This window comes from Pseudomonas sp. Kh14, from assembly GCF_900291005.1.
Classification (GTDB): domain Bacteria; phylum Pseudomonadota; class Gammaproteobacteria; order Pseudomonadales; family Pseudomonadaceae; genus Aquipseudomonas; species Aquipseudomonas alloputida.
The window spans coordinates 356966-373846 of sequence record NZ_OLKJ01000038.1 but is presented as its reverse complement, the minus strand read 5'-3'; the positions used below and the strand labels follow the sequence as shown (position 1 = coordinate 373846).

Here is a 16881-nt window from a genome sequence, read left to right as displayed (position 1 = left end):
AGCGTAGGCGGGTGGCGGGGCGGGCGGCGCGTGCAGTTGTCAGGTGATATTTCGCTGGTGCTCGTCTCCAATCCCGAGGCGGAGCAAGAAACGAGCGCGGCGCTCGATCTCACGGGCGATGAAAATGCCGTGACAGGCACAAAAAAGCCCCTGCCGATCGCTCGGCAGGGGCTTTCGTCTGGCGCTGCAGGACGCTTACAGGCCGGCAGCGTCACGCAGCGACTGGGCGCGGTCGGTGCGCTCCCAGGTGAAGGTGGTGAAGGTGTCGTCGCCGACAGTCTTCTGCTGCGGGGTGCGGCCGAAGTGGCCGTAGGCAGCGGTTTCCTGATACATCGGGTGCAGCAGGTCGAGCATGGTGGTGATGGCGTACGGACGCAGGTCGAAGCATTCGCGCACCAGCTGGATGATCTTGTCGTCGGAGACCTTGCCGGTACCGAAGGTGTTGATCGAGATGGACGTCGGCTGGGCCACGCCAATGGCGTACGACACCTGGATCTCGCAACGCTCGGCCAGGCCGGCGGCGACGATGTTCTTGGCCACGTAGCGGCCGGCGTAGGCGGCGGAACGGTCGACCTTGGACGGGTCCTTGCCGGAGAACGCGCCACCCCCGTGACGGGCCATGCCGCCGTAAGAGTCGACGATGATCTTGCGGCCAGTCAGGCCGCAGTCACCCACCGGGCCACCGATGATGAAGTTGCCGGTCGGGTTGATGTGGTACTGGGTGCCTTTGTGCAGCAGTTCGGCCGGCAGGGTGTGCTTGACGATCAGCTCCATCACGGCTTCTTGCAAGTCTTTCTGCGAAACCTCCGGGTTGTGCTGGGTCGACAGCACCACGGCGTCGATACCGACCACTTTGCCGTTCTCGTAGCGACAGGTGACCTGCGACTTGGCATCCGGGCGCAGCCATGGCAGCAGGCCGGACTTGCGCGCCTCGGCCTGGCGTTCTACCAGACGGTGCGAGAAGCAGATCGGTGCAGGCATCAGGACTTCGGTTTCGTTGCTGGCGTAGCCGAACATCAGGCCCTGGTCACCGGCGCCCTGGTCTTCCGGCTTGGAGCGGTCCACGCCCTGGGCGATGTCTACCGACTGTTTGCCGATGATGTTCATCACGGCGCAGGTGGCGCCGTCGAAGCCGACGTCGGAGCTGTTGTAGCCGATGTCGATGATGACTTTGCGCACCAGGTCTTCCAGGTCGACCCAGGCCGAAGTGGTGACTTCGCCGGCGATGATGGCGACACCGGTCTTGACCAGGGTTTCGCAGGCTACGCGGGCGTATTTGTCCTGAGCGATGATGGCATCAAGGACGGCGTCCGAAATCTGGTCGGCGATCTTGTCCGGATGCCCTTCGGACACGGACTCGGAGGTGAAAAGGGAGTATTCGCTCATCTCGAAGGTTCCTGAAATTTACCGATGGTGTATGTCGCCAGCCGTCCGCTGAAAATGGCGGACCTGGATCTGGAAACCGTTACGCAAGCCCACGTACAGGCTGTCCGCATGGGCCAGCCCGGCAGCATTGGCCCAGCGCGCCAGGTCGTCCTGTTCGAAGCCCAGCCAGAGGTCGCCGCAGGCTTCGCGCGCCCACCCCTGGTCATGGCTGCACAGTTCGGTGACCAGCAGGCTGCCGCCTGCCTTCACCCGTTTGGCCAGCTGGCGCAAGGCCAGGGCCGGGTCGCTGAAATGGTGCAGCACCATGTTCAGCACAACGCAGTCGGCGGCCACATCCGTTGCACCCAGTGCATCGGCCAACTGCAGGTTCACGTTGTCGAGCCCTTCGCGCTGGCACACCTGGCGCGCAAGCTCGAGCATGGTAGGGCTGTTGTCCAGAGCGGTGACCTGGGCGAAGCGCCGGGCCAGGTCGGGCAGGAAGCCACCGTCGCCGGGGCCGACTTCCAGCGCGCTGGCAGCCGGGTCGAAATGCAGTTTGTCGAGCAGCGCCAGCAGGCTGTCGCGGTACTGCGGAAGGCCGGCGATCAGGTCCTGCTGGGCACGGAACTTCTCTTCCACGCGCAGGAAGAAGTCCTGGCTGGTGGCTGCCCGTCGCTGCTGGACATGGGCTATGCGCGCCTGCACATCGGGCGGCAGGGCCAGGTCGTCGACTTCTTCGAGCAGTGCCGCGTGCAGCCGGCCACCCAGGCGCAGGCCATCGGGCAGGGCACGGCGGTAGAAGATGGCATTGCCTTCGCGGCGGGTTGCCACGAGGTCGGCCTGAGCCAGCACCTTGAGGTGATGGCTCATGCCCGACTGGCCGATGTCGAAGATCTGCGCCAGCTCCAGCACGCCGAACGAGTCGTTGGCCAGGGCGCGCAATACGTTCAGGCGCAGCGCATCGCCACTGGCTTTGCACAGGGCGGCCAATGTTTCGCGTTGCTCGGGGATCGATTGCGCACGCAGATTCATGGGGCGGCAGTCTAGACAGGCATCGATGCCCTAGCAAGGCCAATATCAAAAAGTTTTGATATTGGCGATGAGCTGCAAGCCGAAAGCCACAAGTTACACGCTTTGGGGCGCCCCGAGTCGCGCTCTGCTTCTTCAGTTGCGGCTTAAAGCTGGCGCTTGGCGCTTAAATGTTTGCCCCAAGCGCCCCCAGTGGGCGAAAATGGCCGCCTTTTTCGTGACACCACCTATTCAAGCCCCCTAGGAGATCAGCGATGCCCAGCCGTCGTGAACGTGCCAACGCCATTCGTGCCCTCAGCATGGATGCCGTGCAAAAGGCCAACAGCGGCCACCCAGGTGCCCCCATGGGCATGGCGGATATCGCCGAAGTGCTTTGGCGCGACTACCTGAAGCACAACCCGAGCAACCCGAGCTTCGCCGACCGTGACCGCTTCGTGCTGTCCAACGGCCACGGTTCGATGCTGATCTACTCGCTGCTGCACCTGACCGGCTACGACGTCACCATCGATGACATCAAAGGCTTCCGCCAACTGCACAGCCGCACCCCGGGCCACCCGGAGTACGGCTACACCCCAGGCGTCGAGACCACCACCGGCCCGCTCGGCCAGGGTATCGCCAACGCCGTGGGCTTCGCCCTGGCCGAGAAAGTACTGGCTGCCCAGTTCAACCGTGACGGCCATACCATCGTCGACCACAACACCTACGTGTTCCTCGGCGACGGCTGCATGATGGAAGGTATCTCCCATGAAGTCGCCTCGCTGGCCGGCACCCTGGGCCTGAACAAGCTGATCGCCTTCTACGATGACAATGGCATCTCCATCGACGGCGAAGTGCACGGCTGGTTCACCGACAACACCCCGGCGCGCTTCGAAGCCTACAACTGGCAGGTGATCCGTAACGTCGACGGCCACGATGCCGAAGAAATCAAGATGGCCATCGAGACCGCCCGCAAGAGCGATCGCCCGACCCTGATCTGCTGCAAGACCACCATCGGTTTCGGTTCGCCGAACAAGCAGGGCAAGGAAGACTGCCACGGCGCCCCGCTGGGCAACGACGAAATCGCCCTGACCCGCCAGGCCCTGAACTGGAACCACGGCCCGTTCGAAATCCCGGCCGACATCTACGCCGAGTGGGATGCCAAGGCCGCCGGTACCAAGGTTGAAGCCGAGTGGAACCAGCGCTTCGACGCCTACGCCAAGGCCTACCCGGAGCTGGCTGCCGAGTTCAAGCGCCGTGCCAGCGGCGAGCTGCCGGCCGACTTCAGCGAAAAGGCCCAGGCCTACATCAATGAAGTGGCTGCCAAAGGCGAAACCATCGCCAGCCGCAAGGCCAGCCAGAACGCCCTGAACGCCTTCGGTCCGCTGCTGCCGGAGTTCCTCGGTGGTTCGGCGGACCTGGCCGGCTCCAACCTGACCCTGTGGAAAGGTTGCAAGGGCGTCGAAGCCAATGACGCCAGCGGCAACTACGTGTTCTACGGCGTGCGCGAGTTCGGCATGACCGCCATCATGAACGGCGTTGCCCTGCACGGTGGCCTGGTGCCTTACGGCGCGACCTTCCTGATGTTCATGGAATACGCCCGTAACGCCGTGCGCATGTCGGCCCTGATGAAGCAGCGCGTGATCCACGTGTACACCCACGACTCCATCGGTCTGGGCGAAGACGGCCCGACGCACCAGCCGATCGAGCAGCTGACCAGCCTGCGCAGCACCCCGAACCTGGACACCTGGCGCCCGGCCGACGCGGTGGAATCCGCCGTGTCCTGGAAAAACGCCCTGGAGCGCAAGGACGGCCCATCGGCGCTGATCTTCTCGCGCCAGAACCTGCAGCACCAGGACCGCGATGCCCAGCAGATCGCCGACATCAGCCGCGGTGGCTATGTGCTCAAGGACTGCGCCGGCGAGCCCGAACTGATTCTGATCGCCACCGGTTCCGAAGTGGGTCTGGCTGTTCAGGCCTTCGACAAGCTGACCGAGCAAGGCCGCAAGGTGCGCGTGGTTTCCATGCCGTGCACCAGCGTGTTCGATGCCCAGGACGCTGCCTACAAGCAGTCCGTGCTGCCGCTGGAAGTCGGTGCGCGCATCGCCATCGAAGCTGCCCACGCCGACTTCTGGTACAAGTACGTCGGCCTGGAAGGTCGTATCATCGGCATGACCACCTACGGTGAGTCGGCGCCGGCTTCGGCTTTGTTCGAAGAGTTCGGCTTCACCCTGGAGAACATCCTCGGTACTGCCGAAGAGCTGCTGGAAGACTGATTTAAAGATCTGCGGGCGGTGTCGCCTTCATTCGCGGGCAAGCCCGCTCCCACAGAGGTTGCATGAAACCCTGTGGGAGCGGGCTTGCCCGCGAATGCCACACCGCAAATTCCGCAGGCTGACGACAATTGAACTGTCTCGTGAGCCCCGAATGCCCCACCGTCCCTACAAAGTTGCACTCAACGGTTATGGCCGTATCGGCCGCTGTGTCCTGCGCGCGCTGTTCGAGCGGGGGGCAAAGGCCGGTTTCGAGATCGTCGCGCTGAACGATCTGGCCGATCAGGCCAGCCTGGAATACCTGACACGCTTCGACTCCACCCACGGGCGTTTTCCCGGCGAGGTCAAGGTCGACGGCGACTGTCTGCACATCAATGGCGACTGCGTGAAGGTAATGCGCAGTGCCACCCCCGAAGGCATCGACTGGGCTGCGCTGGGCATCGACCTGGTGCTGGAGTGTTCCGGTGCCTATAACACCCGTGCCGATGGCCAGCGTTTTCTCGACGCCGGTGCGCCAAGGGTGCTGTTCTCGCAGCCCATGGCCAGCGAGGCCGACGTTGACGCCACGGTGGTCTATGGCATCAACCAGGCCTGCCTAACCGGCAGCGAGCGCCTGGTGTCCAACGCCTCGTGCACCACCAACTGCGGCGTGCCGCTGCTGCGTGTGCTGGATCAGGCGTTCGGCATCGAATACGTGCAGATCACCACCATCCACTCGGCGATGAACGACCAGCCGGTGATCGATGCCTATCACCACGAGGACCTGCGCCGCACGCGCTCGGCCTTCCAGTCGGTGATCCCCGTGTCCACTGGCCTGGCGCGTGGCATCGAGCGCCTGCTTCCGGAACTTGCCGGGCGAATCCAGGCCAAAGCGGTACGTGTACCGACCGTCAACGTCTCGTGCCTGGACATCACCCTGCAGACCGCCCGCGACACCAGTGCGGCCGAAGTCAACCGAGTGCTGCGCGAGGCCGCGCTGGAAGGTCCGCTTAAAGGCTTGCTGGCTTACACCGAGCTGCCGCACGCCAGCTGTGATTTCAACCATGACCCGCATTCGGCGATCGTCGATGCCAGCCAGACGCGTGTTTCCGGGCCCCGCCTGGTAAACCTGCTGGCCTGGTTCGACAACGAATGGGGTTTTGCCAACCGTATGCTCGACGTTGCCGAACACTTTCTGCACGTCGTTCACCCAACCCGCACCAAACAGCCCTGAAGGACTGCATTCATGACCGTGTTGAAGATGACCGACCTCGACCTGCAAGGTAAGCGCGTACTGATCCGCGAAGACCTCAACGTGCCTGTGAAGGACGGTGTGGTAGCCAGCGATGCGCGTATCCAGGCAGCGCTGCCGACCATCAGGCTGGCCCTGGAGAAGGGCGCAGCGGTAATGGTCTGCTCGCACCTGGGCCGCCCGACAGAAGGCGAATTCTCTGCCGAGAACAGCCTCAAGCCGGTCGCCGATTACCTGAGCAAGGCCCTGGGCCGTGACGTGCCGCTGGTTGCCGACTACCTGGACGGTGTCGCGGTACAGGCCGGTGAACTGGTGCTGTTCGAGAACGTGCGCTTCAACAAGGGCGAGAAAAAGAACGCCGACGAGCTGGCGCAGAAGTACGCTGCCCTGTGCGACGTATTCGTCATGGACGCTTTCGGCACCGCACACCGCGCCGAAGGCTCGACCCATGGCGTCGCCAAGTTCGCCAAGGTTGCCGCTGCCGGCCCATTGCTGGCAGCCGAACTGGATGCCTTGGGCAAGGCCCTGAAGGCCCCGGCCAAGCCAATGGCGGCCATCGTTGCCGGCTCCAAGGTTTCCACCAAACTGGACGTGCTGAACAGCCTGAGCAGTGTTTGCGACCAGCTGATCGTCGGTGGCGGTATTGCCAACACCTTCCTGGCCGCTGCCGGCCACCCGGTGGGCAAGTCGCTGTACGAGCCTGACCTGGTCGATACCGCCAAGGCCATTGCCGCCAAGGTCAGCGTGCCGCTGCCAGTCGACGTGGTGGTTGCCAAAGAGTTCGCCGAGAGCGCCGAAGCTACTGTCAAAGCCATTGCCGATGTAGCTGCCGACGACATGATCCTGGACATCGGCCCGCAGACCGCGGCCAACTTCGCCGAGCTGCTGAAGTCGTCGAAAACCATTCTGTGGAACGGCCCGGTTGGCGTGTTCGAATTCGATCAGTTCGGCAACGGCACCAAGGTACTGGCCAAGGCCATCGCCGACAGCGCCGCGTTTTCCATCGCCGGTGGCGGTGACACCCTGGCAGCCATCGACAAATATGGCGTCAGCAATGAAATCTCCTACATTTCTACCGGTGGTGGCGCCTTCCTCGAGTTCGTCGAGGGCAAGGTCCTGCCAGCTGTGGCAATCCTGGAAGAGCGGGCCAAGGCCTGATGACGTCGGCGCTTGGCAAAGGGAGTGGCCTGGTGGTCAAACAATTGCCTGTGATGATGCTGGCCGGTCTGCTGAGCGCTTGCGCGGGCAGCCCGGCCTCGGATACCGACCCGGCGCAGTCGCACAAGGGCGGTTGCTACCAGTCCGAATGGCAGGCCGAGACTGTGCCGGTCATCGGCAAGCGCGTGGGCCCGGAAGGCCTGGAAAAGTACGACGAAGACCACCAGCGCAAGGCGCCGGGTTGCCCTTGATCGGGTAATAGGCAACCTGAACGTTGATTTGTGGTCTTGAGGAAGGGCTGCACAGCAGCCCCAAATCGAGGAAACTGAATGAAAGCGCTTTTGGCCGTGACGGCCCTGGCGACACTGGCAGGATGCTCACTGCTGCAGCCGACGCAACCGGCCCCGGCAGACAACTGGACCCGTTGGGTCTGCGACACCCAGGCTGAGGTGCTTTGGCGCTTCGCCGATGCGCAACGTGACCAGGTTGACGTGCGCCTTGGCGGCGGCGACCAGGTGTACCGGCTCAAGGCTGAACCGGGTGCCTCGGGTGCGCTGTACAGCGATGGCATGCTGGCCTTCCACACCAAGGGCGAAGAAGGCCTGGTGTATTGGGTGGCAACCAACGATCTGATTGGGCGGGGCTGCAAGGCACCGTGACTGGCCGGGCCGCGAGGGTGGCCCACACTACTTGAACAGCAACCGCCCCTGCGGCAGGCTTGCACGAAACAAACGACGCTTGTCGGGAGAGAGATACACAATGGCACTCATTAGCATGCGCCAGATGCTGGACCACGCCGCCGAGTTCGGCTACGGCGTACCAGCTTTCAACGTCAACAACCTCGAGCAGATGCGCGCCATCATGGAAGCGGCCGACAAGACCGACTCCCCGGTGATCGTTCAGGCTTCGGCCGGTGCCCGCAAATACGCTGGTGCGCCATTCCTGCGCCACCTGATCCTGGCTGCCATCGAAGAGTTCCCGCACATCCCGGTGTGCATGCACCAGGACCACGGTACCAGCCCTGACGTCTGCCAGCGCTCGATCCAGCTGGGCTTCAGCTCGGTCATGATGGACGGCTCGCTGGGTGAAGACGGCAAGACCCCGACCGACTACGAGTACAACGTCCGCGTTACCCAGCAGACCGTTGCCATGGCTCACGCCTGCGGCGTTTCGGTTGAAGGCGAACTGGGCTGCCTGGGTTCGCTGGAAACCGGCATGGCCGGTGAAGAAGACGGGATCGGCGCCGAAGGCGTGCTGGATCACAGCCAGATGCTGACCGACCCGGAAGAAGCCGCCGACTTCGTCAAGAAGACCCAGGTCGACGCCCTGGCGATCGCCATCGGTACCAGCCACGGTGCCTACAAGTTCACCAAGCCACCAACCGGTGACGTGCTGGCCATCGATCGTATCAAGGAAATCCACAAGCGCATCCCCAACACCCACCTGGTGATGCACGGTTCGTCCTCGGTACCGCAAGAGTGGCTGGCGATCATCAACCAGTACGGCGGCGACATCAAAGAAACCTACGGTGTACCGGTCGAAGAAATCGTTGAAGGCATCAAGCATGGCGTGCGCAAGGTCAACATCGATACCGACCTGCGTCTGGCCTCTACCGGTGCCATGCGCCGTCTGATGGCGCAGAACCCGAGCGAGTTCGACCCACGCAAGTTCTTCGGTGAAACCATCAAGGCCATGCGCGACGTGTGCATCGCACGTTATGAAGCCTTCGGCACCGCAGGCAATGCTTCGAAGATCAAGCCGATCTCTTTGGAAGGTATGTACCAGCGCTACCTGAAAGGTGAACTGGCCGCCAAGGTCAACTGATCGACAGGTAACCCTGAAAAGCCCGCAGTGATGCGGGTTTTTTTATGGGCGATGGAAACCTGTCCATATTTACGGCAGACCGACCGTTAGTCGGCTACCGTACAGTTTGACCATTGATAGCGTTCTGATTGCATTGCTTGTTGCAGCCTCAGGTCTAGAGTACTAATGGATCCAACCGTATTTTGAAGTCGGTCACATAACAGAGAAGCAGCATGGATGGCGCTCACCCTCAACAGCAGCCACTGGATGGCAGCTCAGTTCTTCTGGTGGTAGACGACTACCCCGAGAACCTCATCAGCATGCGGGCCTTGCTGGCTCGGCAGGATTGGCAAGTATTGACGGCAAGCTCTGGGATAGAAGCCTTGAGCGCGTTGCTTGAATACGAAGTCGACCTGGTGTTGATGGATGTACAGATGCCGGAAATGGACGGCTTTGAAGTCGCCCGGCTGATGCGCGGCAATCAGCGTACCCGACTGACCCCGATCATTTTCCTCACCGCCAACGAACAGTCCGAAGCGGCCGTGCTCAAAGGCTACGCCAGCGGCGCCGTGGACTACATGTTCAAACCGTTCGACCCGCAAATCCTCAAGCCCAAGGTCCAGGCGCTGCTCGACCAGCAGCGCAACCGGCGCATGCTGCAGCAGCTGAGTCGCGAGCTGGAGACGGCCAGGGCATTCAATGCGTCCATCCTGGAAAATGCCGCCGAAGGCATTCTGGTGGTTGATGCCCATGGCATCATCAGTTTTGCCAATCCGGCCATTTCCCGTTTGCTGGCGGCACCGGTGCAACACCTGCAGGGCACCCAATTGCTCGACGTTGTGCAACTGACCAGTACCAGCCTGTGGCGCGAGTCGGACTTCTACAAGGCCTACCAAGGGCGGCAGATCTTCCGCGTACACGATGCCCAACTGCGTACCCAAGGCGGTGAGCTTGTGCCGGTGGCGCTGTCCTGTGCGCCGTTGCCTGCCGACCAACAGGCGATGGTGGTGACCGTGCTGGACATGTCGGTAGTGCGTAACTTGCACCAACAGCTGGAATACCAGGCCATTACTGACCCGCTCACCGGCCTGCTCAACCGCCGTGGTTTCTACCAGGCGGCTGAAGGTGCTCTGTTGCGCAACGAGCGCTCGGACAAGGCGCAGGCGCTGATGTACATGGACCTGGATGGCTTCAAGCGCATCAACGACTCGCTCGGCCACGACGCGGGCGATCGGGTGTTGCGCTGGGTGGCCGAGCAGCTCAAGGACTGCCTGGGCAGTGAGGCCTTGCTGGCGCGTATGGGCGGCGATGAGTTCACTGCACTGTTCGACAGCTTGCCCTACCCGGAGCAGGCCGGGCGTTTTGCCGAACGGTTGCTCGAGCGTGTTTCCATCAGCCATGAGGTCGACGGGCTCGATGTGTGCCTTGGGGTCAGCATCGGCATTGCCACCTACCCGGACTGCGGCGCCAATGTTGAAGGCCTGCTGCGTTCGGCCGATGCAGCGATGTACGCAGCCAAACAAGCGGGGCGTCAGCAATACCGCTTCTACGACCAGGAACTCAACGGACGGGCGCGATCGCGATTGATGCTCGAGGACAGCGTGCGCACGGCCATCGAGCAGCAGGACTTTACCTTGGTGTACCAGCCACAGGTCGCCTTCCACGATGGTCGCCTGCGTGGTTTCGAGGCCTTGCTGCGCTGGCAGCACCCCAGCGTTGGCGATGTGCCGCCGGGGCTGTTCATCCCGTTGCTGGAAGAAGCGCGTCTGATCAACCGTCTGGCCAGCTGGATCTACCGCCAAGGGGCCGCCCAGCGGCAGGCCTGGTACGACCGGTTTCCGCCCGACCTTGTGCTCGGCATCAGCCTGAGCCGCGCGCAGTTCGTCATGCCTGGCCTGGTCGAAGAACTGCAACGGGTCATCCAGCTTTACCAGCTTGTCCCGACGCAGTTGGAGGTGGAAGTGGCGGAAACGTCGCTGATGTATAACATTGATGCGGCCGTCAAACAGATCCACCGCTTGCGTGAGCTGGGCGTGAGGGTGGCCCTGGATGACTTCGGTGCGGGTGACTGTTCGTTGCGCATGCTGCGCGACCTGCCTATCGACACACTCAAGCTCGACCGTCATCTGGTGGCGCGTCTGCCCGATTCGGCGGTAGATGCTGCGTTGGTTCGCAGCGTGATCGGCCTGTGCGCCGACTACCGTATCACGGTGATCGCCGAGGGTGTGGAGACCCCGGCGCAGGCAGCCTGGCTCAAGGCCAATGGTTGCGAATACGTTCAGGGTTTCCTGGTGGCTTATCCGATGACCGCGACTGATGCTAGCGGCTTCCCGGCAATTTTCTCCTGGCCAGGGCTGTGATTGGCTAGAATCGGCATTCGTTACGCCGAATACAGCGCCATGACCGTACTACGTTACTTGCAAGCCTACCCCCCGCACCTGCAGGAGCAGGTGCGGAAGATGATCGACAGCGACCGCCTGGGTGAATACCTGCAGCGCCGTTACCCTGACCGCCATGACGTGCAAAACGACAAGGCGTTGTATGGCTATGCCCAGGATCTGCGCCAACAGTACCTGCGAAGTGCGCCAAACCTGGACAAGGTGCTGTTCGACAGCCGCCTCGATCTGACGCATCGGGCCCTGGGTTTGAACACGGCGGTGTCGCGGGTGCAGGGCGGCAAGCTCAAGGCGAAGAAGGAAATCCGCATTGCCTCGCTGTTCAAGGAGGCCGCGCCACAGTTCTTGCGCATGATTGTTGTGCACGAGTTGGCGCACCTGCGCGAGCGAGATCACAACAAGGCGTTCTACCAGCTCTGCCAGCACATGGAGCCGGACTATCACCAACTGGAATTCGACCTGCGCGTCTACCTGACCTACCGGGAGCTGCCAGGCAACCTCTAAGGAACATGCAGCATGGAAGTGAGCAAGACCAAGAGCAGCTTCTACCGCCGCCTGTACGTGGCCTGGCTGATCGATAGCCAGACCGCGACCAGCGTGCCCGCCCTGATGGAGGCCACCGGCATGCCCCGTCGCACCGCTCAGGACACTATCGCCGCGCTGGCCGACCTGGACATCGTCTGCGAGTTCGAACAGCAGGAGGGCGCACGCAACCACGCCGGGCATTATCGCATTCATGACTGGGGGGCGATCGACAAGCAGTGGATCATCCGTCACTTGCGGCAGATCCGCGAAGTGCTGGGTTACCCCTGATGTGCAAAGCCCGCACAGGGCGGGCTCATCCCTTGCGCATTCCAATAGATGCGATGCCGTTCTCCAAAGACTCCTCGCTCACCACCGCAAACCCATGGCGGGCATAAAACGCCTGTAAATGCGCCGGAGCCGACAGATAAACCGGCACCCCCGGCCAACAATGTTCCGCCGCCTCCAGCCCCTTGAGCAGCAAGCTTTCTTCGAGCTGCAAACCTCGCGCCTGCGCTGATGTCACCACTCGTCCGATCACCACATCCCCACCTTGTGACTGCGGATCCAGCAGGCGCAGGTAGGCGACCAGCTTGTCTTCCTGCCAGGCCATGAGGTGCAGGGTATCGCCAGTCAGGTCCTGACCATCGACTTCCTGGTAGGCGTGGCGCTGCTCCACCACGAGTACTTCAGTGCGTAGCTGCAAAATGGCATAGAGCTGCTCCTTGCCGAGGTCGGTGTGGTGCTTGCAGATCCAGTCGATTGACATGGGAACGGACTCCTTGGATGGGGCTCGATCATCGCATGCTGCATGTGCTTCGGCCAAAATAGAGGCTAAATGACACTATTGGCCGCTGCCCTCGGCAACCGCTTTGTGTAATCTCACTGGCAGTGTTGCCCTCCATTGCGAAAGGACGTGAGCATGCGGCCACTGCTTTGTGTTCTGGGTTTACTGGCAACGATGCTGGCAACACCTTCCCCGGGTCACGCCAAGCTGCGCCTGGTGGCCGACAACTGGCCACCGTTCACCGATGCCAAGATGCCGGGCGGCGGCCTTGCGACCAGCATCGTTACCACGGCACTGGCGCGCGCCGGCTACGCCAGCGGCTATGAAGAGGTGCCGTGGGCGCGTGCGTTGCTGGGGGTAGGTGAAGGGCGCTACGACGTGCTGATCAACGCCTGGTACAACGACTCGCGCGCCAGTATCGGGCAGTTTTCCAACGCCTACCTGAGTAATCGTATTCGCCTGCTGCAGCGTAAGGGCGAGGCGTTTAGCTACAAGCGTCTGTCTGACCTTTATGCCTATAGCATTGCCGTAGTGCGTGATTACGCCTATTCACCGGAATTCGACAGGGATCCCCGTCTGCACAAAGTGCCGGTGCGCAACTTTTCTTCTGCGGTACGCATGTTGGCGGCAGGGCGGGTAAGCCTGGCGGTGGAAGACGAGTACGTGGCCCGCTACAACCTGCAGCGTGAGCCGCAGGACGTGCGTGATGGGGTGATGCTGGTGGATCCGCCGCTGGGGGAGAACACCCTGCATATTCTGGTCAGCCTGAAGCACCCGGAGCGTGAGCGGATCGTCGAGCGTTTCGAGCAGGCGATAGCGGCGATGAAGGCCGATGGCAGCTATGCCCGGCTGCTGCGTCAGTATGGCTTTTGAGCACAGGCAATAAAACGATCAGGCCGGGGCATTTTCCTTGATCAGGTGTGCCGCCAGGGTCCGCAATGGCCCCAGCTGCCGGCATATCAACGCCAACTGTGTCTGCACCAACCGCTGATGCTCATCCAGATCTTCCGGCATCTGCTCCAGGGCATTGGCCAGCGCTTCTTCGGCATCACTGTGAATCGCCACCGGCAGCCGTGCGGCCAGGCCGTTGGCAATCTCGTCCAGGCTGCTGGCCAGGCTTTGCCCGGCGCCTTCGATCAACTGCTCCTGCACCTCCGCTGGCAACGCCGTGTCGCGGTGCGCGCCTAACCCCGAGAGGTAGCTGAGCAACGTGTGCGACAGCACCAGGAAACGAAAGCCAACGTCGGCCTCCTTACGGAAATGCCCCGGCTCCATCAGCATGTTGGCCAAGGTGGTGGACAGCGCCGCGTCAGCGTTGTGGGCATTGCGCCGGGCCAGGCGGTAGGCCAGGTCGTCGCGCTTGCCGTGGGCATACTGCTGCATGATCTGGCGCAGGTACACGCTGGCGCAGGCCAGGGTATTGGCCAGCGCCTTGTTCAGCCGTCGGCCCTGCCAGTCGGGCAGGAACAGGAACACCGCTAGGATGGCAATCAGGCTGCCCACCAGGGTATCGAACAGGCGTGGCAGGAACAGGCCGTAGCCATCGCCGATCTGGTTGAAGCAGAACAGCACCATCAGGGTGATCGCCGCAGTGGCCAGGGTGTAGCGGGTGGTGCGGTTGACGAAGAACACCACCCCGGCAACCACGGCGAACAACGACTGGATGACCGGGTTGGGAAACAGGTCGAACAAGGCCCAGCCCACTGTCAGGCCAACGGCAGTGCCGAAGATTCGCTGCACCAGCTTGCGCCGCGTGGCCCCGTAGTTGGGCTGGCACACGAACAGCGTGGTGAGGATGATCCAGTAGCCCTGGGTCGGGTGAATCAGGTGCACCATGCCATAGCCGATCGACAGCGCCAGCGGCAGGCGCAAGGCATGGCGGAACAACAGCGAGGTCGGTGTGAGCTGGGTGCGCAGGCGCGTCCACACGTCCTTCAGCGAGCGCGGTGAGCGGTCGAGCAGGCTGCTGTCGCTGGCGTCGGCCAGGCTATCCGGGTTGCTGGCGGCACTGAGCAGGCGGTCCAGTGTTGCCAGGTTGGCGGCGAGTGCTCGCAGCGAGCGCAACAGGCCGCGCCAGGCCGGGTTGCTCTGGATGCGCAGGTGCTCCAGCGAGGCGTTGAGGTCCTCGAGGGCTTCTGGATAACCGCTGGCCAGCACGAATGGTTGGCGCAGGCGGATCGAGCGGGCCAGTTCCTGGCAGGATGAACCCTGTTTACGCAACAGGCGCTGGCAGCGGAACATGACGTCGCTGTGGAAAAACGCCTCGGTCAGTGCGTTGTAGGGGTAGTGCGAGGCACTGACACGCTCGTGGATGTCCTGGGCCAGGAAGTACAGCTTGAGGTAGCGGCTTACCTTCGAGTTTGGCTGGCTGTTGCCTACCCGGTGCAGGATGATCTCCTTGGCTGCGTTCAGCGCGGCCACCACCTTGCCGTTCTGCTGGGCCAGTTCCAGGCGCCGTGCCTCGACGTCGAGCGTGCGGACCGGTTCAAACAGGCTGGCCTTGAGCTTGAGGTAGCTGCCCAGCTCGAAAAACAGTTTGGCCAGGCTCTGTTGTACCGGCTGGTTGGAGAACAGAGCCTGCCACAGCACCGACAGCAGCCCGTACCAAGCCGCACCTGCCACCAGCAGCAGCGGTTCGTGCCAGAAATCGGTGACCTGGCCGCCGCGCTGGTCCACACCGATCATGGTGTAGACCGCAGTGATCAAGGTGGCCGAAGCGATGGCGCCGTAGCGCTCGCCCAGCGCCCCGAGCATGGTCAGGCCAAAGGCAGCCAGGGCCAGGGCAATGACGAAGATCCAGGGGTAGGGGAACAGCAACTCGACTGCCAGTGCAGCGATGGCGAAGCACACCAGGGTAACGGCCAGGGCGCTGAGGCGGCCCTGCCAGCTGTCGTCGGTTTCGGCCAGGGCGCTGGCGATGATGCCGAGGAACAAAGGAATCAGCAGGGCCATCTCATTCTGGTACCAGCACAGGGCCAGGCTGCCGGTGAGGGCAATGGTGACCCGGATGCTGTAGCTGAACTTGTCTTGGCCCCACAGGCGACGCAGTGACTGACGGAACGAGCTCGATGACATGATGGCCTGCCAGGCGGTGAGCGAAGAATGCACTGCAGCACGGGCCAGCAAGAAGCGTTCCGTGCTGCTGAAAGGATTCTACTCTACACGAACTGCGCGGCGGCGTTCGCCGATGCCCAGGCCCACTGGAAGTTGAAACCGCCCAGGTGGCCGGTGACATCCAGCACTTCACCGATGAAGTACAACCCCGGGCTTTTCAGCGATTCCATGGTCTTGGACGACACCTCTCGGGTATCCACGCCGCCCAGGGTCACTTCGGCGGTGCGGTAGCCTTCGGTGCCGGCCGGTACTACCTGCCAGTTCGCCAGCTTTTCGGCGATTTGCGCCAGTTCCGCCGGGGTGTACTGCTTCATTGGCTTTGACTCGAACCACTGCTCGGCCAGCAAGTTGGCCAGCTTGCGGGTGAACACCTCGCCCAGCACGGTCTTCAGTTCGGCGTTGGCGCGTTCGGCCTGCATCTGTTGCAGCCAGGAAAGCGCATCGCGGTCGGGCAACAGGTTGATCTCGACGGTATCACCGGCTTCCCAGAACGAGGAGATCTGCAAGATCGCCGGGCCGCTCAGGCCGCGGTGCGTGAACAGCAGGTTTTCGCGGAAGCTGGTGCCATTGCAGCTGGCGGTGCAGTCCAGCGAGGTGCCGGACAACTCGGTGCACATCGCCTTGAGTTGGGGCTCGGTGATGGTGAATGGCACCAGCCCGGCGCGGGTTGGCAGCAGGGTGTGGCCGAACTGGCGGGCCACCTGGTAGCCGAAACCGGTGGCCCCCAGGGTCGGGATCGACAGGCCGCCGGTGGCGATGACCAGCGACTGGCAGGCGAACTGGCCGCCGCTGGTCTGCAGCAGATAGCCGCTTTCGGTCTTCTCGATCTGTTCGATGCTGGTGTGCATGCGGATCTCGGCACCGGTCTCGTCGCACTCGGCCAGCAGCATGTCGAGGATGTCGCTGGCCTTGTTGTCACAGAACAGCTGGCCGAGCTTCTTCTCGTGGTACGCCACGCCGTGCTTGCACACCAGCTCAATGAAGTCCCACTGGGTGTAGCGGGCTAGTGCCGACTTGCAGAAGTGCGCGTTGTGCGAAAGGAAGTTGGCCGGCTCGGTGTACAGGTTGGTGAAGTTGCAACGCCCGCCGCCGGACATGAGGATTTTCTTGCCTGGCTTGTTGGCGTGGTCGAGCAGCAGTACCCGGCGGCCGCGCCGGGCGCTGAGCTGGGCGCACATCAGGCCGGCGGCGCCGGCGCCAAGGATGATCACGTCGGTGGAGTGCACG

General features: G+C 62.7%; 15 protein-coding genes. 10 read left to right on the top strand and 5 right to left on the bottom strand.

Annotated features, from left to right (window positions below; genetic code table 11):
* Positions 1–195: 195 nt before the first annotated feature.
* The gene (gene metK, locus FQ668_RS24145; RefSeq protein ID WP_003249375.1) at positions 196–1386 is read right to left on the bottom strand and encodes a methionine adenosyltransferase; all 1191 of its coding nucleotides are present in this window, start codon (positions 1384–1386) and stop codon (positions 196–198) included.
* Between the two features lie 18 nt (positions 1387–1404).
* Entirely contained in the window at positions 1405–2397 is a 993-nt protein-coding gene (locus tag FQ668_RS24140) for a metalloregulator ArsR/SmtB family transcription factor (RefSeq protein WP_003249377.1), read from the bottom strand.
* A 251-nt stretch (positions 2398–2648) separates the two neighbouring features.
* Between FQ668_RS24140 and tkt the strand changes: the two genes are divergently transcribed.
* The 9 genes from tkt to FQ668_RS24095 all read left to right on the top strand — a co-directional run bounded on the left by tkt (position 2649) and on the right by FQ668_RS24095 (position 12044).
* Positions 2649–4646, top strand: coding sequence for a transketolase (gene tkt / locus FQ668_RS24135; RefSeq protein WP_019436740.1), 1998 nt, complete (start codon positions 2649–2651; stop codon positions 4644–4646).
* A gap of 151 nt (positions 4647–4797) precedes the next feature.
* Positions 4798–5856 (top strand): erythrose-4-phosphate dehydrogenase, encoded by a 1059-nt coding sequence (epd, locus tag FQ668_RS24130; RefSeq protein ID WP_014592639.1) that lies wholly within the window; start codon positions 4798–4800, stop codon positions 5854–5856.
* Between the two features lie 12 nt (positions 5857–5868).
* Positions 5869–7032 (top strand): phosphoglycerate kinase, encoded by a 1164-nt coding sequence (locus FQ668_RS24125; protein WP_014592638.1) that lies wholly within the window; start codon positions 5869–5871, stop codon positions 7030–7032.
* Entirely contained in the window at positions 7032–7283 is a 252-nt protein-coding gene (locus FQ668_RS24120) for a hypothetical protein (RefSeq protein WP_019437228.1), read from the top strand. Before FQ668_RS24125 ends, FQ668_RS24120 begins: the two co-directional genes overlap by 1 nt.
* 78 nt (positions 7284–7361) lie before the next feature.
* Entirely contained in the window at positions 7362–7691 is a 330-nt protein-coding gene (locus tag FQ668_RS24115; RefSeq protein WP_003249387.1) for an MliC family protein, read from the top strand.
* A 100-nt stretch (positions 7692–7791) separates the two neighbouring features.
* Positions 7792–8856, top strand: coding sequence for a class II fructose-bisphosphate aldolase (gene fba / locus FQ668_RS24110; protein ID WP_010955535.1), 1065 nt, complete (start codon positions 7792–7794; stop codon positions 8854–8856).
* A gap of 212 nt (positions 8857–9068) precedes the next feature.
* Positions 9069–11195 (top strand): bifunctional diguanylate cyclase/phosphodiesterase, encoded by a 2127-nt coding sequence (locus FQ668_RS24105; protein WP_019437229.1) that lies wholly within the window; start codon positions 9069–9071, stop codon positions 11193–11195.
* 39 nt (positions 11196–11234) lie between these two features.
* Positions 11235–11735, top strand: a complete 501-nt coding sequence (locus FQ668_RS24100; RefSeq protein WP_026031844.1) for a M48 family metallopeptidase — start codon at positions 11235–11237, stop codon at positions 11733–11735.
* 12 nt (positions 11736–11747) lie between these two features.
* On the top strand, positions 11748–12044 hold the full coding sequence (locus FQ668_RS24095) for a helix-turn-helix domain-containing protein (RefSeq protein WP_003249396.1): 297 nt from the start codon (positions 11748–11750) through the stop codon (positions 12042–12044).
* 25 nt (positions 12045–12069) lie between these two features.
* On the opposite strand, the gene FQ668_RS24090 is transcribed toward FQ668_RS24095, so the two are convergent.
* Positions 12070–12522, bottom strand: coding sequence for a GNAT family N-acetyltransferase (locus FQ668_RS24090; protein WP_014592633.1), 453 nt, complete (start codon positions 12520–12522; stop codon positions 12070–12072).
* A gap of 153 nt (positions 12523–12675) precedes the next feature.
* On the opposite strand from FQ668_RS24090, the gene FQ668_RS24085 reads away from it, so the two are divergent.
* Positions 12676–13413 carry an ABC transporter substrate-binding protein gene (locus FQ668_RS24085; protein WP_014592632.1) on the top strand — a complete coding sequence of 246 codons (738 nt, stop codon included), beginning with the start codon at positions 12676–12678 and terminating at the stop codon, positions 13411–13413.
* An 18-nt stretch (positions 13414–13431) separates the two neighbouring features.
* Here FQ668_RS24085 and yccS read toward each other — a convergent pair whose 3' ends face one another.
* A complete protein-coding gene (gene yccS / locus FQ668_RS24080) occupies positions 13432–15615 on the bottom strand; it encodes a YccS family putative transporter (protein WP_003249401.1) in 2184 nt (727 codons plus the stop codon).
* A gap of 83 nt (positions 15616–15698) precedes the next feature.
* A complete protein-coding gene (locus tag FQ668_RS24075; RefSeq protein WP_026031845.1) occupies positions 15699–16880 on the bottom strand; it encodes an NAD(P)/FAD-dependent oxidoreductase in 1182 nt (393 codons plus the stop codon).
* Position 16881: the final 1 nt, after the last annotated feature.